The organism is Endozoicomonas sp. ALC020 (assembly GCF_049275935.1).
Classification (GTDB): Bacteria; Pseudomonadota; Gammaproteobacteria; order Pseudomonadales; family Endozoicomonadaceae; genus Endozoicomonas_A.
In genome coordinates this window covers 3,594,864-3,619,079 of record NZ_CP184830.1, presented here as the reverse complement: position 1 = coordinate 3,619,079, position 24,216 = coordinate 3,594,864, and the positions used below count along the sequence as shown (strand labels likewise).

Below are 24,216 nucleotides of genomic sequence, written 5' to 3'. Positions count from 1 at the left end.
CAATAACTATGGAAAACGAACAATGGATTGCATAAATAACAATTCCTGTATTGATGATCGACTTTCATCAAAACCAGATCAATCTCAAACAGGGCCGCCAAGTGGTACCTATGCAGGTAGAGAAGTCATTGAACGCGACAAGAAAGAGTTTTCATTATTGCTCGATTTACCCGAGGATATACAATCCAAAATTTTTACTTATTTGCAGGCTCGTGATATTGCCCATTTAAGACGGGTAAATTCATGCATTAACAACAGGCTCGAAAATGATGATGCCATGGCAAGGGCGTGGTATCGTCGGCTGGCTTCATCACAACAGACTCGTCTACAGAGAATCGTCACTACAAAAGATAAAGATGAACTCCGGAAATGGTTGCAGCGTTTTACAAAAGATGAGGCATTAATCAAGTCCATCATGGATCGCCAGGCAAGTATTCACTTCCCTGCTTTGTTCTTTTCCACTCTCACTAAACTGATGTGTCAATGTAAAGCATTTAAATTAGAGACTAAAGCCACCATCCCCTGTAATAGTTCACGGGACTTAGCTTCCTTCAGCGCGGATGGACGCCACCTGGTGATCGCCTGTGACTCCAGAACCTATAAAATCTATGACAAGCAGAGCGATGAATCATGGGTAGCAAAAAGCACTATCTCCCATGATAGGTTTGTCAGATCAGCCACCTTCAGTGCAGATAGCCGCCATGTGTTGACCTACAGTGACGACGGCAAAGCGAAAATCTATGGCAAGAAGGACGAACGATCATGGGAAGAAAAAGCCACTATTTCCCATGATAATTCGGTCAAGTTTGCCACTTTCAGCAAAGATGGTCGCTATGTAGTAACCACCGGTCTCGATTGCAGGGTAAAAATCTATGGCCAGAGTGACGATGGGTCATGGGCAGAAAAAGCCATCATTCCACATAATGAAGCTCTCTACCCAGCCACCTTCAGCCCCGATAGCCGCTGTGTAGTGACCGCCACTATGAATTGCAAAGCGAAAATCTATAGCAGGAAGAACGATGGTTCATGGCTGGAAAAGGCGATTATTTCCCATTTTGTCTCAGTCAAATTCAGCTCCGATAGTCGCCATGTGGTGATCGCCAGAAAAAATGGCAGTGCAAAAATCTATAAACTGAATGCCGATGGATCATGGCAAGAAAAAACCATCATTTCCCACAATGGAGAGATCATCTCAGCCGAATTCAGCCCCGATAGTCGCTGTTTAATGACCTCCAGTAACGATGGCAAGGCGATAATCTGTGGTCAGGATAAAGACGGATCATGGAAAGAAAAAGCCACTCTTTCCCATTACCTGGGTGTCTTCTCAGCCAAATTCAGCGCCGATAGCCGCCATCTGGTGACCGCCAGTTTAGATAGCAAAGCGAAAATCTATGGCAAGAAAGACGATGGATCATGGGAAGAAAAAGCCATCATTTCCCATAACATAGGTGTCTACTTTGCCACATTCAGCCCCGATAGCCGTCATGTCATCACCTGCGGTATAGATAACACGGTGAAAATCCGTGGCCTGACGATCAATGGATCATGGAAAGAAAAAGCCATCATCTCCCATGATAGAGGTATTAGCTTAGCAACCTTTAGTGTTGATGGCCGCTATGTGGTCACTGTCGGTCGCGATGGAACAGTGAACATTTATGGTCAGAACAGCGATGGATCATGGGAAGAAAAAGCCACCAGTTCACATTCTGGTCGTATCGAATCAGCCATCCTCAGCGCCGATGACCGTTTGTTGACCACCCATGACACGGGCAAGGCGAGAATCACTGAACTAAGTATGAATGAATGATTGCTGTTACTGGCCCAGACCCACATTATACCAATCAAACTTTCTAACTCCCTGTTGCGCTAAAGATTATTGTGAACTTTCCCACTAAAACCGACTCTAAGCTGCAGACTCAATTTTGAATATCCTTGCCAACCAGGGATAAATAACAACCATGGAAAACGAACTATGGATTGCTCAATTAGCAGCTCCTGCAATATTACTCCACGCCCATCTGCACCAGGTCAATCACCATCAGATACTCCAAGTGGTACCGCTATGGGCAAGAACGTCATTGAACGCGACAAGAAAGAGTTTTCATTATTGCTCGATTTACCCGATGATATACAATCCAAAATTTTTACTTATTTGCAAGCTCGTGATATTGCCCATTTAAGACGGGTAAATTCATCCATTAACAACAGGCTCAAAAATGATGATGGAATGGCAATAGCGTGGTATCGCCAGTTGGCTTAATCATACCAGACTTGTCTAAAGACAATCGTCGCTACAAAAGATAAAGATGAACTCCAGAAATGGTTGCAGCGTTTTACAAAGGATGAGGTATTAATCAAGTCCATCATGGATCGTCAGGAAAGTATTCACTTTCCTGCTTTGTTCTTTTCCACTCTTAATAAACTAACGTGTCAATTTAAAACATTTAAATTAGAGTCTAAAACCACCATCCCCTACACTTCAGAGGACTTAGCTTCCTTCAGCGCCGATGGACGCCACCTGGTGATCGCCTGTGACTCTAAAACCTGTAAAATCTATGATCAGGAGAGCAATGAATCATGGCTGCCAAAAGGCACTATCTCCCATGATGAGAAAGTCAGATCAGTCACCTTCAGCGCCAATAGCCGCTATATAGTGACCGCTGGCATGGATGGCAAGGCGAAAATTTATGGCAAGAAGGACGAACAATCATGGGAAGAAAAAGCCACTATTTCCCATGATCAGTGGGTCAAATCAGCCACCTTCAGCCCTGATAGCCGCCATGTGTTGACCTACAGTGACGACGGCAAAGCGAAAATCTATGGCAAGAAGGACGAACGATCATGGGAAGAAAAAGCCACTATTTCCCGTGACTATAGAGTCAGTTTTGCCACCTTCAGCAAAGATGGTCGCTATGTAGTAACCACCAGTTGGGATGAAATGGCAAAAATCTATGGCCAGAGTGACGATGGGTCATGGGCAGAAAAAGCCATCATTCCTCATGATGACAATGTCTGCACAGCCACCTTCAGCCCCGATAGCCGCTATGTGGTGACCGCCAGCCTGGACAGGAAAGCGAAAATCTATGGCCAGATAGACGATGGGTCATGGCTGGAAAAGGCCATTGTTTCCCATTTTGTCTCAGTTACCTTCAGCTCCGATAGTCGCCATATGGTGATCACCAGAGATAATGGCAGTGCAAGGATCTATAGACTGGATACCGATGGATCATGGGAAGAAGAAGCCATCATTTCCCATAATGGAAAGGTCAAGTCAGTCAAATTCAGTCCCGATAGTGGCTGTTTAATGACCTCCAGTGACGATAACAAGGCGATAATCTCTGGCCAGGATAAAAACGGATCATGGCAAGAAAAAGCCATCATTTCCGATTACCTGAGTCACTGCTCAACTGGTACAACAGCCTGGGAGTTTCTTGAATCAATTTCCGGTTACCTAAGGGAGTGCTCAGCCAAATTCAGCGCCGATAGCCGCCATCTGGTGACCGCCACTTTAGATGACAAAGCGAAAATCTATGGTAAGAAGGACGATGGATCATGGGAAGAAAAAGCCATCATTTCCCATAACAAAAATGTCTACTTTGCCAAATTCAGCCCCGATAGCCGTCATGTCATCACCTGCAGTAATGATCTCATGATGAAAATCTATGGCCTGAAGATCGATGGATCATGGGGAGAAAAAGCCATCATCTCCCATGATGAGCTTATTAGATTAGCAACCTTTAGTGTCGATGGCCGCCATGTAGTCACTGTCAGTTTCGCTGGGACAGTGAAAATTGTTGGTCAGAACAGCCATGGATCATGGGAAGAAAAAGCCAGCATTTCCCTTCCTGATGTTATCCGATCAGCCACCCTCAGTGCCGATGACCATTTGTTGACCATCCATAGCAAGAACACGGCGAGCATCACTGAACTAAGTATGAATCCGCCTTTCACCACCCCTATCAGGAATACATGGACTCGTAAAAAATGCCCAAAATTTGAATGATCGTCCACTGCCTTTCCTTCAAGCCAATCACATGTTCCTCCTGATTATTGACCGTTAATACACTAAGCCCCTGGAAACAGAAAAATACCCACCTTGCTGTTGGGTTCTGGCAGGGCTTTTTTTTCTGGTCTGGAAATACACGACTTTGCTTTTTCAGTTCCTGCCTGATTCTTTGCTGGATAGCAGCATAGACCATCAGGCATAGAGTCATCACCATTAACAGGGCTTCAATACGTTCCGCTTTCTTCAGATAGAGCGAAGAGACTAGAAAGTCCGGGCTCTTCAGGAACCGAAAGCCGCCTTCAACTTTTTGTTGCGACTTATAAGTAGACAGCAGCTCAGAGGCATTCAAACTATTTTTATCCAGTTCATTGGTGCTTAGGATAAAACAACCCAGTGAGGCTTCTGCATGCTCCCTTTTCTCGCAGGAAACAAAGCATTCAGCCTGCACAAAGTACTCGAAGTGATCAGGCTTGCTATCCGGCGATGGTCTTCCTTTGCCCGAATAGCAGGGTTTACGGATAACCTCTGGCTCTGTTTCGCTTTGGCAAAGTTTCGATTGTTTCTGCCACAAGGCAAAAGCCTTCAATGCATCGTCCCGGCACAAAAAGGCCTTTTTGCTCAGCTTCTCCAGATCACGGGCCTCTTTCAGTGACTGCTTTTGCATCTTTCGGGTCAATGTTTTCCGTTCACTAAGCCCGCGCTTTTTGTTGAGAAACAGGAACCATCGTTGCTGAACCCCTCCGTAGCAGGAAGGCACTTCAGCTGAGTAGTAATCTTCATAGCCTTCAACAGGCACCAGCGACATGGTTGGCGCTTTGCAGACCAGCTCCTTTGCCTCCTTGATGTTCAGGGGCACCCGGGAGATAAACAGCTGCTTTTGCTCATCAAGCAACTGAAGGGTTTCTGCAACATACATGGCAGCATCAGCAACCAGATAGCGGCTATTCAAAGCGGCCTTAAAACATGACAGATGATTTTTGATAATTTCCTGAAAACAGGTTTTGTCGTTTACATTACCGCTGGCAGGGGCCATAAACACAGGGATGCCCGCCTGATTTTCAGTCATTAACTGCAAGACTACCTGATTCAGGTCAGGCCGGTGGTCACGGCTGTAACCTTGGCAGATATGAATACAATTTAAGTCGTCTGGATTGTCATGACTGTTATAGACTCCATCCACATGAAAGCTGGTGCCATCCAGATTTAATGCCTTGCAAGGAAGTTTCAGATGATTGACGACCTTGACGGCCAGATTGAGATACAAGTCGCTAACACCAGCGTCGTACAAACTGTCGAGAGCCCGACCAAGTACCTTGTCGTTCAAGTGTTCAGCCTGAATACCTTCCCCGATAAGGCGGTCAATCGGCTTATCCTCAAAAAACTCAGGGAGCATGTACAGAGTTTGCCCCGTAAAGCCCAAGCCATTGATGATCATTGCAACTACAGCTTGTCCAATAGTGACATTACGAACATCGGAGTCATTTGTGATACGGGCATCAATGTATTCGGCTATCTTTAACTCCCGACACATAGCGGCAACCAAGCCAAGGTGGTTGAGGTTCTTAGACTGGTATTGAGCTTGAGGCATGTTGGTGCACCTGAATGTCTGTTTATTTCTTTGACAACAGATTTTAGGCAAATATCAATCGGGGTGGTGAAAGGCAGATTGAACGTGAGAAAATATGATTTCGTATGGTTGAGTACTTAATAGCTGTTATCTGCTAAGAGGAGTGTCGTCTATTATAAATGACGACTAAGTACATAATAAAGTTTAAAGTAACATGGGATGCTGTAGCGCTTAGTAAACCATAATCTTTAGTAAGTTGTCCTCTTCTGTATGAGTTTATCGTTGATATCACAGCTTGTGCCATTAATGGGTTCGGGTTGGTAAGATGTAAAAGTCCAAATGATGTGGATTTGATAATGTTACTTAAAATAAATATTTTTTCATCATGACTGTTGCTACTATTAGTTGCGAATTCTATAGAGTAATTGATTAGACGGAGCAAGAGGCCATTAAATATCACCTCTTCAATGGCAGCTCCTGTAATAGCCTCTTCGAATGTTATTTTTCCATTGTATGGGTCATGAATTAATGATAGAGGACGTAAAACGAAAATAGCCACAATTTGAACTTGTGTAAAATGTATTACACCTGATAATAAACCATAATAAAGTTGATTATTAACATCAAACTTCTTTAAAAGAGCGACTATTCTGTAGGATTCTTTATCTTTAATATTCACTGATTCTAATTCTGATTCTGAATTTGTGAGCGTCATATTTATGATTGTATGCAAAGAGTTAAACTCATCCTCTGTTTTTGGTAGAGGTGTATCTGAATTTATAAGAATGATCTTCTTGTTAGGTTCTTCATCTTCAATATTCACTGAATCTGAATCTGTGAGGGTCATGTTTATTACTGTTTGCAAAGAGTTAAATTGATCCTCTGTTTTTATGAGAGGAGCAGACTTTGCATGTTGAGTTACTAATGAAAAACATATTACGATTATTAAAGTATATTTTTTCACTGTACTTCCCCCCTAAAAAAACAAGCATGGTAGCTGCTAAACGATTTCAGTCTGTTCCGAGACTTCGTCTATCGATAATTCTCGCCGTCAGTAGTTGGCTGAAGCAGGCTTTATGAAGTTCGATTAATGTGTTCAACTGTCTTAAAATTATCCGTGTTTAAAAGTAACCCTTTTCCATATCATTGCATTCAGGGTTTTGTATAACGCTACTGTCTTTAAAAGTGAGTTCATTGATACCAGGTGTTTCTCTGAGTGCCTTGTGTTTGCATTTTGTTCTCCTTAAGAATCGATTTGATCTTTTATTATTTGACTATGCTGTTGCCAAAAAGTTCTATGAATAGAAACGACTGTGTTAGGAATGCTAACTATTCGAGACCAGTACAAAATAAAAATACCAGCAGGGTGATAGAAGTGCTTACCGCTTCTCTCTGTTGAGACAACTGTTTAAGTATCGCATAAAATGTCATGCAAAGGGCATGGAACCAGGTTGTATTCAATACTGCTCCAAAGACTCAAAGAATGTGGATTCGTATAGCGATAGGTGGGATTCTTAGGGTAGACATTAAGCTCAAAAAAGATTCATTTCTAGCGGCAGAACTCACCTTGAACAGCCACAACAAAGCTTCGAAAAAATTATCAAGGCTGAACAAGATGAGTACTGCAAATAGTAGACTAGTTGAAAAAAACTGCTGACGTGTTTCGACCGGTCTGAATTCCTCAGTATGGCTGACTACTTACAAGGAAGCTGCTCAACTTCTGGGCAGATAATGCGAAACGTGAACACCCTGCACGAGATGGTTGTTCAGGGCGTACAAGATTAGGTCTTTGTGCTGTGGGTGGGGCTTAATGTCTACCCTAAGATAAGTACCTAACTAATCGAACTTTCTAACTCTCTATCGCGCTAAAGATTATTTTGAACTTTCCCACTAAAACCGACTCTAAGCTGCAGACTCAATTTTGAATATCCTTGCCAACCAGGGATAAATAACAACCATGGAAAACGAACTATGGATTGCTCAATTAGCAGCTCCTGCAGTATTACTCCACGCCCATCTGCACCAGGTCAATCACCGTCAGATACTCCAAGTGGTACCGCTATGGGCAAGAACGTCATTGAACGCGACAAGAAAGAGTTTTCATTATTGCTCGATTTACCCGATGATATACAATCCAAAATTTTTACTTATTTGCAGGCTCGTGATATTGCCCATTTAAGACGGGTAAATTCATCCATTAACAACAGGCTCAAAAATGATGATGGAATGGCAATAGCGTGGTATCGCCAGTTGGCTTCATCATACCAGACTTGTCTAAAGACAATCGTCGCTACAAAAGATAAAGATGAACTCCAGAAATGGTTGCAGCGTTTTACAAAGGATGAGGCATTAATCGAGTCAATCATGGATCGCCAGGCAAGTATTCACTTTCCTGCTTTGTTCTTTTCCACTCTTAATAAACTAACGTGTCAATGTAAAACATTTAAATTAGAGTCTAAAACCACCATCCCCTACACTTCAGAGGACTTAGCTTCCTTCAGCGCCGATGGACGCCACCTGGTGACCGCCTGTGACTCCAAAACCTGTAAAATCTATGGCAAGGAGAGCGATGAATCATGGGTAGCAAAAGGCACTATCTCCCATGACAGGGAAGTCAGATCAGTCACCTTCAGTGCCAATAGCCGCTATGTAGTGACCGCTAGCATGGATGGCAAGGCGAAAATTTATGGCAAGAAGGACGAACAATCATGGGAAGAAAAAGCCACTATTTCCCACAGATACTGGGTCCGCTCAGCCACCTTCAGCCCCGATAGCTGCCATGTGTTGACCTACAGTAACGACGGCAAAGCGAAAATCTATGGCAAGAAGGACGAACGATCATGGGAAGAAAAAGCCACTATTTCCCATGATGGTAGAGTCAATTTTGCCACTTTCAGCAAAGATAGTCGCTATGTAGTAACCATCAGTTGGGATCACAGGGCAAAAATCTACGGCCAGAGTGACGATGGGTCTTGGGCAGAAAAAGCCATCATTCCCCATAATGACATTCTCTACACAGCCAGATTCAGCCCCGATAGCCGCTACGTGGTAAGCGCCAGCCTGGATAGCAAAGCGAAAATCTATGGCAGGAAGAACGATGGGTCATGGCTGGAAATAGCCATTATTCCCCATTTTGCCTCAGCCACCTTCAGCTCCGATAGCCGCCATGTGGTGATCACCAGAAAAAATGGCAGTACAAAAATCCATAGACTGGATGCCGATGGATCATGGGAAGAAACAGCCATCATTTCCCACAATGCAAAGGTCAAGACAGTCACATTCAGCCCCGATAGTCGCTGTTTAATAACCTCCAGTAAAGATAGCAAGGCGATAATCTCTGGCCAGAATAAAGACGGACCATGGCAAGAAAAAGCCACCATTTCCCATATAAAAAGCGGCTTCTTACCCAAATTCAGCGCCGATAACCGCCATCTGGTGATCGCCAGTTTGGATAACAAAGCGAAAATCTATGGCAAGAAGGACGATGGATCATGGGAAGAAAAGGCCATCATTTCCCATAGCGAAAGTGTCTACTATGCCGCATTCAGCCCCGATTGCCGTCATGTCATCACCTGCAGCGAAGATTTAACGGTGAAAATCCATGGCCTGGAGATCGATGGATCATGGAGAGAAAAAGCCATCATCTCCCATGATAGGGGTATCAAATTAACAGCCTTTAGTGCCGATGGCCGCTATATGGTCACTGTCGGTTACGATGGAACAGTGAACATTTATGGTCATAACAGCGATGGATCATGGGAAGAAAAAGCCAGCATTTCCGATCCTGGTATTATCCTATCAGCCACCCTCAACGCCGATGACCGTTTGTTGTTCATCCATAGCGCGGGCAACTCAAGAGTCAATGAATACTCTCTGTTTCACACTAAATGTCGCCTCTTTTGATTCATGATTCTCAATAACTGAGAGCATTGGGTCATTAAGTAACGATTTGGTCTGTAATGCCTTAAATTCAGTTTTTGCAGATTGATAACCGGGGGCACCAGGAGCATAATAGAGTTCATCAAATAAGGGTGTGGTTCCAGTAGCCAGAGACCAACTTGCACCAGAAAAGCCATCATCTCGATTATCTTTAAGAGTATTGGTAACAGAAAATAGCACCTCACCCTCATAACTAACATGATAATAAGAATTAAATAGTTGAGAACGGCACGTCCCATCATTAATTTTTTGACTTTTTGAAATATTGCGAGGTTCAAGATATCCAAGTAATTGGATGACATTCTCAAGTACTTGGATATCCTGAGCAGTAGCTGTATTTCTCCTACACCTATCTTTATTAATTAGATATTCTTGTTTCAAATTATCTAAGTAATTTATGATTTTTTTCACAGTTTCCCGGGCTTTTTTGTTTGCTGCGTCTATTTCGGTGCTCTCCTGGCTAGACACTATTCTCTGTTCAAGTGATTTGCTGGTGCTGGCAACCGCTCCCAACCTCTGACTTGAGTGATCAGGATCACCTCCGTTGACGGCACGCCTCGATGAAGAATCAATTTTTCCAGATGCCGTTGTAGTTCTTCCGAAGCAGACAGCCTCTGATGATTCCTTCTCAGGCTTTGGTGAAAATAAAGCAACAATGCCGGAATTGTTATCTACATTATCCATTTTTAATATCTCTTTAGTTAGCTTCGTTCTCACCTAGGAGCCTGACCGAGAATAGCGCCCGTAGCGAGGACGGCAGAAAATTGAGGATGAAAATTCGGTTTTGTGAGGAGAATAGCGAGCTATTTGACGAACAAAAGCGGATTTTCAGACCAATTTGCTGCCGCCGCAGTAGGGCAGTCTATTCTCGGTCAGGCTCCTAGCAGCCTGTCGGACTTAAGCGTCCGTAGCGAGGATTGCAAGAAATTGAGGATAAAAATCTCTGTTTCTGAGGAGAATAGCGAGCTATTTGACGAAGAAACAGAGATTTTTAGACCAATTTATTGCAACCGCAGTAGGACAGTCTTAAGTCCGACAGGCTGCTAGCAAGAATATTTAAAATTGATTCAATAGTTTTGAGTCGGTTTTGGAAAGTAAGTTCATAACATTGAAGTCAGTGCGATTAACAAACCTGTGAACAAGACGGGAACATAGCAAGCTATGTGACCAGAGTTGCAACGCATCACGACTGCATGGATGCAGGAGCTAGAGCAACGCAGGAGCAGTTGCCGCGAGTGCCTGAACAAGAAGTCAGAAAATATGATTTCGTATGGTTGAGTACTTATGTGAACTTTCCTACTAAAACCAACTCTAACCTGCAGAATCAATTTTGAATACCCTTGCCAACCAGGGATAAATAACAACTATGGAAAACGAACAATGGATCACATAGATAAAAAATCCCTTGGAAGCACGCCAACCTCATCGACACTTGAACAACCTCCATCAGTTGCACCAATGGGTACCATTATGGGCAAGAACGTCATTGAACGTGACAAGAATGAGTTTTCATTATTGCTCGATCTACCTGAGGATATGCAATCCAAAATTTTTACTTATTTGCAGGCTCGTGATATTGCCCATTTAACACGGGCAAATTCATGCATTAACAACAGGCTCAAAAATGATGCTGCAATGGCAAGGGCGTGGTATCGCCGGTTTGCCTCATCACACCAGACTCTACTAAAAACAATCGTCACCACAAAAGATAAAGATGAACTCCAGAAATGGTTAAAGCGTTTTACAAAGGATGAAGCATTGGTAGAGTCAGTCATGGATCGCCAAGCCAGTATTCACTTTCCCGCTCTGTTCTTTTTCAGTCTCACTAATCTGATGTCTCAATGTAAAACATTTAAATTAGAGACAAAAGCCAGCCTCCTTAGTCATGGGATGAACTCAGCTGCCTTCAGCCCCGATGGCGACCATCTGGTGATAAGAGAAGTTGAGAAGAGCACTTTGAGAATCTTCGGCCAAAAGGACGATGGTTCATGGCAACGAAAAAGCACTATCTCCCATGATGACCATATCCGATCCTTCACCTTCAGCGCTGATAGCCGCTTCATGGTGACCGCCGGTAAAGATGGCGAGGCGAAAATCTATGGCAAGAAGGACGATGGATCATGGGAAGAAAAAGCGACTATTACCCATGATAACTGGGTCAACTCAGCCACCTTCAGTGCCGACAATCGCTACGTAGTGACCGCCAGTTTCGATCATAAGGCGAAAATTTATGGCCTGATTGACGATGGATCATGGGTAGAAAAAGCCATCATTCATCACGATTGTCACGTCGATTCGGCAACCTTCAGCGCCGATAGCCGCTATGTAGTGACTGCCAGTAAAGATGGCAAGGCGAAAATTTATGGCCGGGAGGACGATGGGTCATGGACAGAAAAAACCATTATTTCCCATGACGACCGAGTCCTCTCGGTTACCTTCAGCGCAAGTGGCCGCTATGTGTTCACCAACGGCAGAGATAAAAAGCTGAAAATCTATGGCCTGAAGGCCGATGGGTTATGGGAAGAAAAAGCCACTATTTTCCATGATTGCCACTTCCGCTCAGCAGCCATCAGCGCCAATGACCGCTATATATTGACTGCCAGTTGCGATCACAAGGTCAGAATCCATGACCTGACTGACAATGGATCATGGGAAGTAAAAGCAACTATTTCCCATGATTACCGGGTCAACTCAGCCACCTTCAGCCCGGATAGCCGTCATGTGTTGACTGGCAGTCACGATGGCAAGGCGAAAATCTATGGCCAGAAAGACAATGGATCATGGGAAGAAAAAACCATCATTTCTCATGAACACTGGATCGTATCAGCTAACTTCAGCGCTGATAGCCGCCATGTGATCACCCTCAGTGAAGATAACAAGGTGAAAATCTACGGCCTGAAGAACGATGGATCATGGCAAGAAAAAGCCATCATCTCCCATGGCAGGGATATCAGATCAGCAACCTTTAGCATCGATGGCCGCCATGTGGTCACTGCCAGTTTCGATCAAAAGGCGAAAGTTTATGGTCAGAACTGCGATGGATCATGGCAAGAAAAAGCCACCATTTCCCATCAAAGTACTGTCCAATCAGCCACCTTCAGCGCCGATGGACTTGTCTTAACCATCGATTTCAAGACTAACATCACTGAACTGAGTATGAATGATTGATGGTTTGCTATAAGTACCTAACCAGTTGGTTTCGCATATTCTGGACGGCGGCTTTTTCCACCCTTCTGCGTTCCAACTCTGATTGCGTAGCTTCGGCTACGCGCCCGTCGTTGCGCCTTGAAGGATGAAAAAATCCACTCGCCAGAATATGCGAAACCAACTGGCCAGGTACTTACGATTAGATCAATTGTGTGAACTTTCCTGCTAAAACCGACTCTAAGCTGCAGAATCAATCTTGAATACCCTTGCCAATCAGGGATAAATAACAACTATGGAAAACACACAATGGATCGCATAGATAACAAATCCTTTAGAAGTGCGCCATCCTCATCAACACCTGAACAACCGCCATCAGTGACCCCAATGGGTACCATTATGGGCAAGGACGTCATTGTACGTGATGACAATGAGTTTTCATTATTGCTCGATTTACCCGAGCATATGCAATCCAAAATTTTTACTTATTTACAGGCTCGTGATATTGCCCATTTAACACAGACAAATTCATCCATTAACAACAGGCTCAAAAATGATGCCACAATGGCAAGGGCGTGGTATCGCCGGTTTGCTTCATCACACCAGGCTCTACTAAAGACAATCGTCACTGCAAAAGATAAAGATGAACTCCAGAAATGGTTGCAGCGCTTTACAAAGGATGAGGCATTAGTGAAGTCAATCATGGATCGCCAGGCGAGTATTCATTTTCCTGCTCTGTTCTTTTTCAGCCTCACTAATCTGATGTCTCAATGTAAAACATTTAAATTAGAGACAAAAGCCAGCCTCATCTGTAATGGTGGGTTAAAATCAGCTGTCATCAGCGCCGATGGCCGCCATGTATTGGCTCATACTGAAGACACATGGATGAAAATCTTCAGCCGAAAGGACGATGGGTCATGGCAACCAAAAGGCACTATCTCCTATGATGACTACGTCATATCGTCCACCTTCAGCGCCAATAGCCGCTACCTGTTGACCGTCAATGACGATTACAAGGCGATAATCTGTGGCAAGAATGACGATGGATTATGGGAAGAAAAAACGACTATTAACCATCATCGCTTTATCAACTCAGCCGTCTTCAGCGCCGACGATCGCTATGTAGTGACCGCCAGTTACGATAAGAAGGCGAAAATTTATGGCCAGAAGGACGATGGATCATGGGAAGAAAAAGCTATTATTCACCACGATTATTGGGTCAATTCGGCAACCTTTAGCGCTGATAGCCGCTATCTAGTGACGGCCAGTGAAGATGGCAAGGCGAAAATCTATGGTCTGAGGGACGATGGGTCATGGGCAGAAGAAGTCATTATTTCTCACGATGACCAGGTCCACTCTGCTAACTTCAGCGCAAGTGGCCGCTACGTGTTCACCCGCTCCGGAGATAAAAAGGTGAAAATCTATGGCCTGGATGATGGGTCATGGAAAGAAAAAGCCACTATTTTCCATAATAGCTGGTTCTACTCAGCAGCCTTCAGCGCCAATGACGGCTTCATATTGACTGCCAGTAGCGATCACAAGGTGAGAATCCATGGCCTGACTGACAATGGATCATGGGAAGTAAAAGCCACTATTTCCCATGATAAATGGGTCAACTCAGCCACCTTCAGCCCGGATAGCCGCCATGTGTTGACTGGCAGTTTCGATGGCAAAGCGAAAATCTATAGCCAGAAAGACAATGATTCATGGGAAGAAGAAGCCATCATTTCTCATGAAAACCGGATCGTATCAGCTAACTTCAGCGCTGATAGCCGCCATGTGATCACCCGCAGTGAAGATCACAAGTTGAAAATCTACGGTCTGAAGTACGATGGAACATGGCAACAAAAAGCCATCATCTCCCATGGCAATAGTATTAGATCAGCCACTTTTAGCGTCGATGGCCGCCATGTGGTTACTGCCTGTTTCGATGGCAAGGCGAAAATTTATGGTCAGAACAGCGATGGATCATGGGTAGAAAAAGCCACCCTTTCCCATCAAGGTACTGTCCTAATATCCACTTTTAGCAACGATGGTCTGGTATTGACCATCGACCGAAAATCCACCCCCAGCGTCAATAATGCCCTGATGGTGATCTACGATCGTGCGGCGAATATCACTGAACTAAGTATGAATGAATGAATGATGGTTCGCTGTTCCATTCAGCCGTGTACCGAAGGTGCATCAGCTGGAAGATTTCGTTGACCATACCAAAATTTCTGATTAGCTTCGATCTTGCTTTGTGCGGCTAATGCCTGCTGATATCATTAGAAAAACTCACATTTCAGTAGTCCCGATTTTTAAATCAAACTTCACATTGCATGTTCAGAGATAGATAGTGAACTTTAATACTAAAACCGAGTCAAAATCACAGAATCAATATTAAATATCCTTGCTATTCAAGGTTAAACACTATCTACGGAGAAAGAGAAACGAACAATGGATTGCATAAATAAAAATTCCTGTGATGTTACTCTACCCTCATCAGCATCAGGTCAACCTCCGTCAGATACATCAAGTGGTACCATTATGGGCAAGAACGTCATTGTACGTGACAAGAGTGAGTTTTCATTATTGCTCGATTTGCCCCCGGGAATACAATCCAGAATTTTCACCTATTTGCGCGCTCATGATATTACCCAATTAACACGGGCAAATTCACAAACTAACAACGGGCTCAAAAATGATGCTGCAATGGCAAAGGCATGGTATCGCCATTTTGCTTCATCACACCAGACTCTACTAAAGACAATTGTCGCTGCAAAAGATAAAGATGAACTCCAGAAATGGTTAAAGCGTTTTACAAAGGATGAGGCATTAGTGAAGTCAATCATGGATCACCAGGCGAGTATTCACTTTCCTGTCCTGCTCTATTTCACTCTCACAAAACTGATGACTCAATGTAAAACATTTGCATTAGAGACAAAAGCCACACTCCCCTGTGATGGCGAGACCGGCTCAGCTACCTTCAGTGCCGATGGTCGCCATCTGGTGAGCGTCAATTGTAAAACAGTGGAAATCTATGGCCAGAAGAGCGATGGATCATGGGAAGCAAAAGGCACTATCTGCCATGATAACCGTGTCTGTACGGTCACCTTCAGTGCCAATGGCCGCTATGTAGTGACCGCTGCTGACGATTTCAAGACGAAAATTTATGGCCAGAAGGACGAACAATTATGGGAAGAAAAAGCCACTATTTCCCATGATAACTGGATCAATTCAGCCACCTTCAGCGCCGATAGCCGCCATCTGGTGAGCTGGAGTAAAGACGGCAAGGCGAAAATCTATGGCAAGAATGACGAAGGATCATGGGAAAAAAAAGCCACTATTTACCATGATGAATGGGTCTGCTCAGCCACCTTCAGCGTCGATAGTTGCTATGTAGTGACCGCCGACGGAGACGGCAAGGCGAAAATCTATGGCAAGACAGACGAAGGATCATGGGAAGAAAAAGCCATTATTTCCCATAATAAATGGGTCAAATCAGCCACCTTCAGCACCGATGGCCGCTATGTGGTGACCGCCAGTGGAGATGGCACGGCGAAAATTTATGGCCAGGGGGAAGATGGCTTGTGGACAGAAAAAGCCGTCATTACCCACGATATGTTAGTAGCATCGGCCACCTTCAGCACCGATGGCCGCCATGTGGTGACCGCCAGTTTTGATGGCAATGCGAAAATCTATGGCAGGAATAACGATGGGTCGTGGATAGAGAAAGCTATTATTCCCCATGACGATTGTGTCAGGTCAGCCACCTTCAGCCCCGATGGTCGCTATGTGAGGACGATCAGTGACGATCACATTGTGACAATCTATGGCCTGGAGGACGATGGTTCATGGGAAGAAAAAGCCATCTTTTCCCATGATGAAGAGGTCAACTCAGCCACCTTCAGCCCCGATAGCCGCTATTTGGTGACCTCCAGTGACGATGGCATAGCGATAATTTACGGCAAGAAGGACGATGGAACATGGGAAGAAAAAGATGCTATTTGCCATGATGATTGGGTCTTCTCAGCCACCTTCAGCCCCGATAGCCAACATGTGATCACCGCCAGTAGAGATGGCACTGCGATAATTTATGGCCGACAGAGTGATGGGACCTGGGAACAAAAAGCCATCATTTCCCATCATAGTTCCATCGAATCAGCCACCTTCAGCACGGACGGCCATGTGTTGACCATCCATGGTGATGGAACGTTGAAAATCACTGAACTACAGATGAACGACTAATTGTTTGCTGTCACTCATTAGCCAAGATCCGCATTATTCTTCTGCAACACCAGCTCAGCACGATAACTTGAGCGCAAAAGGGTACCCGCAACGAATTCTACAAACCCTCTTTCCAGACCCCGCTGAGGATTAGATCAATAAGCGCTCAGCCATACGGAATCGAATATTTCTGGCTTATTGGGCAGGTGCTCTGCAAGGCGCAACGACGGGAACATAGCAAGCTATGTGACCAGAGTTGCAACGCATCACGACTGCATGGATGCAGGAGCTAGAGCAACGCAGGAGCAGTTGCCGCGAGTGCCTGAACAATAAGTCAGAAAATATGATTTCGTATGGTTGAGTACTTAGTGTGAACTTTCCTGCTAAAACCGACTCTAAGCTGCAGAATCAATTTTGAATGTCCTTGCCAATCAGGGATAAATAATGGAAAACAAACTATGGATTGCCTGAATAACAATTCCGGTAGAAGTACTCCACCCTCATCAAGACCAGGTCAACCACCATCAGATACACCAAGTGGTAACACTATGGGCAGGAACGTCTTTGTACGTGACAAGAATGAGTTTTCATTATTGCTCGATTTGCCCCCGGGAATACAATCCAGAATTTTCACCTGTTTGCGGGCTCATGACATTACCCAATTAACACGGGCAAATTCAGACATTAACAACAGACTCAAAAATGATGCTGCAATGGCAAGAGCATGGTATCGCCGGTTGGCTTCATCACACCAGACTCTATTAAAGACAATTGTCGCTGCAAAAGATAAAGATGAACTCCAGAAATGGTTAAAGCGTTTTACAAAAGATGAGGCATTAGTTAAGTCAATCATGGATCGCCAGGCGAGTATTTATTTTCCTGCTCTGTTTTTTTCCACTCTCACTAAACTGATGTGTCAATGTAAGACATTTAAATTAGAGACTAAAGCCAACATCCGCTGTAGTAGTCAACAGAACTCAGCTATCTTCAGTGACGATGGCCGCCACTTAGTGATCACCTGTGACTTTAAAACATGGAAAATCTATGGTCAGGAGAGCAATGGATCATGGGAAGCAAAAGGCACTATCTCCCATGATGACGATGTAAGATCTGCCACCTTCAGTGCCGATGGCCGCTATGTAGTGACCACCACTATATTTGGCAAGGCGAAAATTTATGGCAAGAAGAACGAACAATCATGGGAAGAAGAAACTATTTCCAACGACGATTCGTTACGCTTAGCCACCTTCAGCGCCGATGGTCACTATGCAGTGACCGCCAGTAAAGATGGCAAGGCAACAATTTATGGCCGGTTAACCGATGGGTCATGGGTAGAAAAAGCCATCATTCGCCACAATAATTTTTTAAGCTCAATCACCTTCAGCGCCGATGGCAGCCACGTGGTGACAGCCAGTTTTGATGGCAGAGCGAAAATCTATGGCAAGCAGAATGATGGGTCATGGGCAGAAAAAGCCATTATTTTCCATGATAACCGGGTCGACTCAGCCACCTTCAGCGCCGATGGCCGCCATGTGGTGACACGCAGTGCCGATAACAAGGTGAAAATCTATGGCCTGGAGGCCGATGGTTCATGGGAAGAAAAAGCCATCATTTATCATGATGATGGAGTCTGTTCAGCCAGCTTCAGCCCCAATAGCCGCTGTGTGGTCACCGCCAGTAAGGATGGCAGGGCGATCATCTTTGGCAAGAAGGACGATGGATCATGGGAAGAAAAAGCCACTATTAACCATGATGATTGTGTCTGGTCAGCCACCTTCAGCCCTGATAGCCGCTCTGTGGTCACCCACAGTAAAGATGAAAAGGCGAAAATCTATGGTCTGAAAGACGATGGCTTATGGGAAGAAAAAACGACAATCCCCCATTATTTGTATATTTGTTCAGCAACCTTTACCTTCGATAGCCGCCATGTGATCACCCGCGGTGGAGATAGCAAAGTGAAAATCTATGGCCATCAGGACAATGGCTCCTGGGCAGAAAAAGCTATCATTACCCACGATGATGTCATATCAGCAAACTTGAGCGTCGATGGCCGCCATTTGGTCACTGCCGGTAGCGATAAAATGGCGAACATTTATGGCCAGGTAAGCGATGGACCATGGCAAAAAAAAGCCACCATTTATCATCGCAGAGGGATCAGACGAGCCATCTTTAGCGCCGAAGGTCATGTGTTGACCATCCATGGCAATAACATGGCGAAAATCAGTGAGCTATGGATGGATGAATGACTGATCATTTTCCCAAAACAAAGTCCTGTTTTCTTATTGGTAACGATTAGATCAATCCTGTGAACTTTCCTACTAAAACCGACTCTAAGCTGCAGAATCAATTGTGAATATCCTCGCCAATCAGGGATAAATAACAACGATGGAAAACAAACTATGGATTGCCTGAATAACAATTACGTTAGAATTACTCCACCCTCATCAAAACCAGGTCAACCACCATCAGATAGACCAGGTTGTACCACTATGGGCAGGAACGTCATTGCACGTGACAAGAATGAGTTTTCATTATTGCTCGATTTACCCGAGGATATACAATCCAAAATTTTTACTTATTTGCAGGCTCGTGATATTGCCCTGTTAACACGGGTAAATTCATCCATTAACAACAGGCTCAAAAATGATGATGCAATGGCAAGGGCATGTTATCGCCGGTTGGCTTCATCACACCAGGCTCGACTAAAGAAAATTGTCACTACAAAAGATAAAGATGAACTCCAGAAATGGTTGCAGCGTTTTACAAAGGATGAGGCATTAGTTAAGTCAATCATGGATCGCCAGGCGAGTATTTATTTTCCTGCTCTGTTTTTTTCCACTCTCACTAAACTGATGTGTCAATGTAAGGCATTTAAATTAGAGACTAAAGCGAGCATCCCCTGTAGCAGTCGAGAGAACTCAGCTACCTTCAGCGACGATGGACGCCACCTGGTGATCGCCTGTGACTTCGGAACATGGAAAATTTATGGCCAGGAGAGCGATGGATCATGGGAAGAAAAAGGCACTATCTTCCATGAATACTGTTTCAAATCGGTCACCTTCAGTGCCGATGGCCGCTATGTGGTGGCTGTCTATAGAGATGACAAGGCGATAATTTATGGCCAGAAGGACGAACGATCATGGGAAGAAGTGACTATTTCCCACGACGACTCGCTCTGCTCAGCCAGCTTCAGCACCGATGGCCGCTTTGTAGTGATCACCACTAAAAATAACAAGGCGAAAATTTGTGGCAAGAAGGACGATGGCTCATGGGTAAAAGAAGTCACTATTTCCCATGATAAATCGCTCCAATCAGCCACCTTCAGCACCGATGGCAGCCATATTGTGACCGCCAGTTTTGATGGCAAGGCGAAAATCTATAGCAAGAAGAACGACGGTTCATGGATAGAAAAAGCCATTATTTCCCATGATAAATGGGTCCAATCCGCCGCCTTCAGCGACGATGATCGCCATGTGGTGACCCGCAGTATCGATCACAAGGTGAAAATCTATGGCCTCAAGGCCGATGGTTCGTGGGAAGAAAAAGCCATCATTTCCCATAATAAAGACATCAACTCAGCGACATTCAGCGCCGATAATCGCCACTTGGTGACCTCCAGTGACGATCGCAGAGCGATAATCTACGGCAAGAAGGGCGATGGATCATGGGAAGAAAAAGCCACTATTTACCACGATGATTGGGTCTTCTCAGCCACCTTCAACTCCGATAGCCGCTCTGTGGTCACCCGCAGTGTAGACAGAGTGGCAAAAATCTATGGCCAGAAGGACGATGGATCGTGGGAAGAAAAAATGATCATCTCCCACTATTTGAAAATTATATCAGCAACCTTTAGCGTCGATGGCCGCCATGTGATCACCAGAGGTGAAGATAGCAAGGTAAAAATATATGGCCATAAGGACAATGGATCCTGGGAAGAAAAAGCCATTATTTCACATGCCTATGGTGATGTCATATTAGCAACCTTTAGCCTCGATGACCGCCATCTGGTCGCTGCCGGTAACCATAAAACGGTGAAAATTTGTGGCCTGGTAAGCGATGGATCATGGAAAATAAAAGCCGCCATTTCTCATCTCGAAGGGATCAGGACAGCCATCTTCAGCGCCGATGGCCATGTGTTGACCATCCATGACGATGACACGGCGAAAATCACTGAACTATCAATGAAGGACTGATCGTTTACTGTCACTCATTAGCCCAGACCTACATTATTCTTCAACAACGCTTTTTCCAGACCCCGCTGATGCTGCTTCCCAAACGCTTGGGGAGTCTCATGCAAGGTTCAGCAGGTAAATGTTTTTTGGTGGGTTACAGGTGCTGACCCAGAGTGCCATTCTGCATGTTCTGAAAGATAGAAACCCGCTTTCTGGTTATTGATCATTTTCCCGGATCAAAGCCCTGTTTTCTTGTTCGTTACGATTAGATCCATATTGTGAACTTTCCTACTAAAACCGACTCTAAGCTGCAGAATGAATTTTGAATATCCTTGCCAATCAGGGATAAATAACAACGATGGAAAACGAACTATGGATTGCCTGAATAACAATTCCGGTAGAAGTATTCCACCCTCATCAAAACCAGGTCAACCACCATCAGATACACCAGGTTGTACCACTATGGGCAGGAACGTCATTGTACGTGACAAGAATGAGTTTTCATTATTGCTCGATTTGCCCCCGGGAGTTCAATCCAAAATTTTCACCTATTTGCGGGCTCATGACATTATTCAATTAACACGGGCAAATTCAGACATTAATAAGAGGCTCAAAAATGATGCTGCATTGGCAAGGGCGTGGTATCGCCGGTTGGCTTCATCACACCAGACTTTACTAAAGACAATTGTCGCTACAAAAGATAAAGATGAACTCCAGAAATGGTTGCAGCGTTTTACAAAGGATGAGGCATTAGTTAAGTCAATTATGGATCGCCAGGCGAGTATTTATTTTCCTGCTCTGTTCTTTTCCACTCTGACTAAACTGATGTCTCAATGTAAAACATTTAAATTAGAGACTAAAGCCAGCATCCTCTGCGATAGTTCAGAGCACTTAGCTGCCTTCAGCGGCGATGGCAGCAACTTGGTGATCGCCTGTGACTCTAAAACATGGAAAATCTATGGCCAGGAGAGCGATGGATCCTGGGAAGCAAAAGGCACTATCCCCAATAACTACTGTGTCAAATCGGTCACCTTCAGTGTCGATGGCCGCTATTTAGTGGCTACCAGTATAGGTGGCAGGGCGAAAATTTATGGCAAGAAGGACGACCGATCCTGGGAAGAAGCAACGATTCCCCATGACGACTCTGTCCACTCAGCCACCTTCAGTGCCGATAGTCACTATGCAGTGACCGCCAGTAGAGATGGCAAGGCAAAAATTTATGCTAAGGTGGCCGATGGGTCATGGGTAGAGAAAGCCATCATTCGCCACAATAATTTTTTACGCTCAGTCACCTTCAGCGCCGATGGCCGATATGTGGTGACCGCCAGTTTTGATGGCAAAGCGAAAATCTATGGCAGGAAGAACGATGGGTCATGGGCAGAAAAAGCCATTATTTCCCATGATAACGGGCTCAACTCAGGCACCTTCAGCGCCGATGGTCGCCATGTGATAATCCGCAGTGCAGATAACAAAGTGAAAATCTATGGCCTGGAGGCCGATGGTTCATGGGAAGAAAAAGCCATCATTTCTCATGATGATGGAGTCTGGTCAGCCACCTTCAGCCTCAATAGCCGCTGTGTGGTGACCGCCAGTATGGACGGCAGGGCGATCATCTTCGGCAAGAACTACGATGGCTCATGGGAAAAAAAAGCTATCATTACCCACGATGATTGGGTCTTCTCAGCCACCTTCAGCTCCGATAGCCGCTGTGTGGTCACCCACGGTATAGATAAAGTGGCGAAAATCTATGGCCAGAAGGACGATGGATCATGGGAAGAAAAAATGATCATTTCCCATAACCTTAAGATCCGCTCAGCCAAATTCAGCGCCGATAGCCGCCATGTGATCACCTGCAGTGAGGATCACACGGTGAAAGTCTATAGCCGGAAGGACAATGGATCCTGGGAGAAGAAAGCTACCATTTCCCATGATATTAGTGTCGGACCGGCAACCTTCAGCATCGGTGGCAACCATGTGGTCACCTGCAGTACCGAGGGTAAGGCGATAATTTACGGCCTGGGGAGCGATGGATTATGGAAAGAAAAAGCAGTCATTTGCGATAATACTGAGATCAAATCGGCCATCTTCAGCTTGGATGGTCATGTGTTGACTATACATGGAGGTAACAGGGCGAAAATCACAAAACTATGCATGATTGACCGATCGTTTACTGTTACTCATTAACCCAAACCCTCATTATACTTCTGCAACACCTCTTTCCAGACCCAGCTGATGCTACTTCCCAAACGCTTGGGGAATCTCATGTAAGGTTCAACGTTACGCTTGCATCAATCTCAAAAACTTTCGTGCTAGAGCTGACTCTAACTTACTGAATTAACGTTTGAATATCCCTGTCAACCGCAGGTAAATAACAGCTTGTCACAGGATAAGTCATAAAATTTGGTGAACTTTTCTCCCGGTTTTTTATCTAATCATTAACCAATCAACAAAAATGGAGTTTATTTTATGAAGATGAATGTTACGGATGTATGTCAAATCTGTTTCGGGACTTTTAATGAAAATGATCATGAAAATCTTCGATGTCATGATAAAGTATTTCTCTCGTGTCATGAGACTCATGTCTTTGGAAGAAAATGCATTGCTCAATGGTTTGACCAATCTAAGAAATGTCCTATTTGTAGATTTGAAGAGCCGTCATTTATTCTTGAGAATATGCCTCCTGCTCGTCCATTGCATGAACGGGTAATCAGAAAAATTTCTCAAATTGCTAATTATACTTTTATTAGTGCTGCTAGCTCTGCTCTTACTGCAGCAACCTTTATTGGTGCCTTCGGCGCTATTAGCCTCGGCACTGGTTTGGCTGGGACTGTTGCTGTTGACTCTGCTTTGGCTGCTGGTGTAAGTACAGCTATTGTAACTGGATCTGCTTTTGGAGCGGGAAATAGCTTGGCTGACTTACGACCTTTCGGGTTGGCAGGTGCGGCTATTGGCTTTGCCTGTTGTCCTGTAGCTTTTGGAAGTTATAGCTACCTTGCTGCTTCTCATTTTGCTGGTTTTACTGTTGGTGCACTCGTTGGCGGAACTTGGCCCTTAACTAATCTACACCCATAAAGAAACGCGAAGACTGGTCACACCCAACAAAGTCGTCATGACTTTTATAACCGCTGATGAAGTGGAGGTCAGGCTCCTGGAAGGACGAATTGACTGTCAGGCAGATT

14 protein-coding genes are annotated in these 24,216 nt (G+C 44.6%); 11 read left to right on the top strand and 3 right to left on the bottom strand.

Features of this window, described 5'->3' with window-relative positions; genetic code table 11:
* The first annotated feature begins 22 nt into the window (after positions 1-22).
* The 3 genes from ACOJUO_RS13325 to ACOJUO_RS13315 all read left to right on the top strand — a co-directional run bounded on the left by ACOJUO_RS13325 (position 23) and on the right by ACOJUO_RS13315 (position 4,003).
* The gene (locus tag ACOJUO_RS13325) at positions 23-1,807 is read left to right on the top strand and encodes an F-box/WD repeat-containing protein (RefSeq protein WP_422137190.1); all 1,785 of its coding nucleotides are present in this window, start codon (positions 23-25) and stop codon (positions 1,805-1,807) included.
* 165 nt (positions 1,808-1,972) lie between these two features.
* On the top strand, positions 1,973-2,260 hold the full coding sequence (locus ACOJUO_RS13320) for an F-box protein (protein ID WP_422137189.1): 288 nt from the start codon (positions 1,973-1,975) through the stop codon (positions 2,258-2,260).
* Between the two features lie 63 nt (positions 2,261-2,323).
* Complete coding sequence (locus ACOJUO_RS13315; RefSeq protein ID WP_422137188.1) at positions 2,324-4,003, top strand: WD40 repeat domain-containing protein; 1,680 nt, start codon at positions 2,324-2,326, stop codon at positions 4,001-4,003.
* On the opposite strand, the gene ACOJUO_RS13310 is transcribed toward ACOJUO_RS13315, so the two are convergent.
* Together ACOJUO_RS13310 and ACOJUO_RS13305 are read right to left on the bottom strand one after the other, a co-directional pair.
* Complete coding sequence (locus ACOJUO_RS13310) at positions 3,960-5,594, bottom strand: IS1634 family transposase (protein ID WP_422137187.1); 1,635 nt, start codon at positions 5,592-5,594, stop codon at positions 3,960-3,962. The two genes, ACOJUO_RS13315 and ACOJUO_RS13310, sit on opposite strands and share 44 nt — an antisense overlap.
* 133 nt (positions 5,595-5,727) lie before the next feature.
* Complete coding sequence (locus ACOJUO_RS13305) at positions 5,728-6,537, bottom strand: type II CAAX prenyl endopeptidase Rce1 family protein (RefSeq protein WP_422132500.1); 810 nt, start codon at positions 6,535-6,537, stop codon at positions 5,728-5,730.
* Between the two features lie 1,007 nt (positions 6,538-7,544).
* Here ACOJUO_RS13305 and ACOJUO_RS13300 point away from each other — a divergent pair.
* A complete protein-coding gene (locus ACOJUO_RS13300) occupies positions 7,545-9,476 on the top strand; it encodes an F-box/WD repeat-containing protein (protein ID WP_422137186.1) in 1,932 nt (643 codons plus the stop codon).
* On the opposite strand, the gene ACOJUO_RS13295 is transcribed toward ACOJUO_RS13300, so the two are convergent.
* Positions 9,426-10,196, bottom strand: coding sequence for a hypothetical protein (locus ACOJUO_RS13295; RefSeq protein WP_422137185.1), 771 nt, complete (start codon positions 10,194-10,196; stop codon positions 9,426-9,428). The genes ACOJUO_RS13300 and ACOJUO_RS13295 overlap by 51 nt on opposite strands.
* 696 nt (positions 10,197-10,892) lie before the next feature.
* On the opposite strand from ACOJUO_RS13295, the gene ACOJUO_RS13290 reads away from it, so the two are divergent.
* The 7 genes from ACOJUO_RS13290 to ACOJUO_RS13260 all read left to right on the top strand — a co-directional run bounded on the left by ACOJUO_RS13290 (position 10,893) and on the right by ACOJUO_RS13260 (position 24,109).
* The gene (locus ACOJUO_RS13290; RefSeq protein ID WP_422137184.1) at positions 10,893-12,680 is read left to right on the top strand and encodes a WD40 repeat domain-containing protein; all 1,788 of its coding nucleotides are present in this window, start codon (positions 10,893-10,895) and stop codon (positions 12,678-12,680) included.
* A 285-nt stretch (positions 12,681-12,965) separates the two neighbouring features.
* Positions 12,966-14,798, top strand: coding sequence for an F-box/WD repeat-containing protein (locus tag ACOJUO_RS13285; RefSeq protein WP_422132496.1), 1,833 nt, complete (start codon positions 12,966-12,968; stop codon positions 14,796-14,798).
* 297 nt (positions 14,799-15,095) lie between these two features.
* Positions 15,096-16,886, top strand: coding sequence for a WD40 repeat domain-containing protein (locus ACOJUO_RS13280; protein ID WP_422137183.1), 1,791 nt, complete (start codon positions 15,096-15,098; stop codon positions 16,884-16,886).
* A gap of 437 nt (positions 16,887-17,323) precedes the next feature.
* A complete protein-coding gene (locus ACOJUO_RS13275) occupies positions 17,324-19,111 on the top strand; it encodes a WD40 repeat domain-containing protein (RefSeq protein WP_422137182.1) in 1,788 nt (595 codons plus the stop codon).
* A gap of 153 nt (positions 19,112-19,264) precedes the next feature.
* On the top strand, positions 19,265-21,058 hold the full coding sequence (locus ACOJUO_RS13270; protein WP_422137181.1) for an F-box/WD repeat-containing protein: 1,794 nt from the start codon (positions 19,265-19,267) through the stop codon (positions 21,056-21,058).
* 351 nt (positions 21,059-21,409) lie between these two features.
* The gene (locus ACOJUO_RS13265; RefSeq protein WP_422132492.1) at positions 21,410-23,221 is read left to right on the top strand and encodes a WD40 repeat domain-containing protein; all 1,812 of its coding nucleotides are present in this window, start codon (positions 21,410-21,412) and stop codon (positions 23,219-23,221) included.
* Between the two features lie 282 nt (positions 23,222-23,503).
* Positions 23,504-24,109 carry an RING finger domain-containing protein gene (locus tag ACOJUO_RS13260; RefSeq protein ID WP_422132491.1) on the top strand — a complete coding sequence of 202 codons (606 nt, stop codon included), beginning with the start codon at positions 23,504-23,506 and terminating at the stop codon, positions 24,107-24,109.
* Positions 24,110-24,216: the final 107 nt, after the last annotated feature.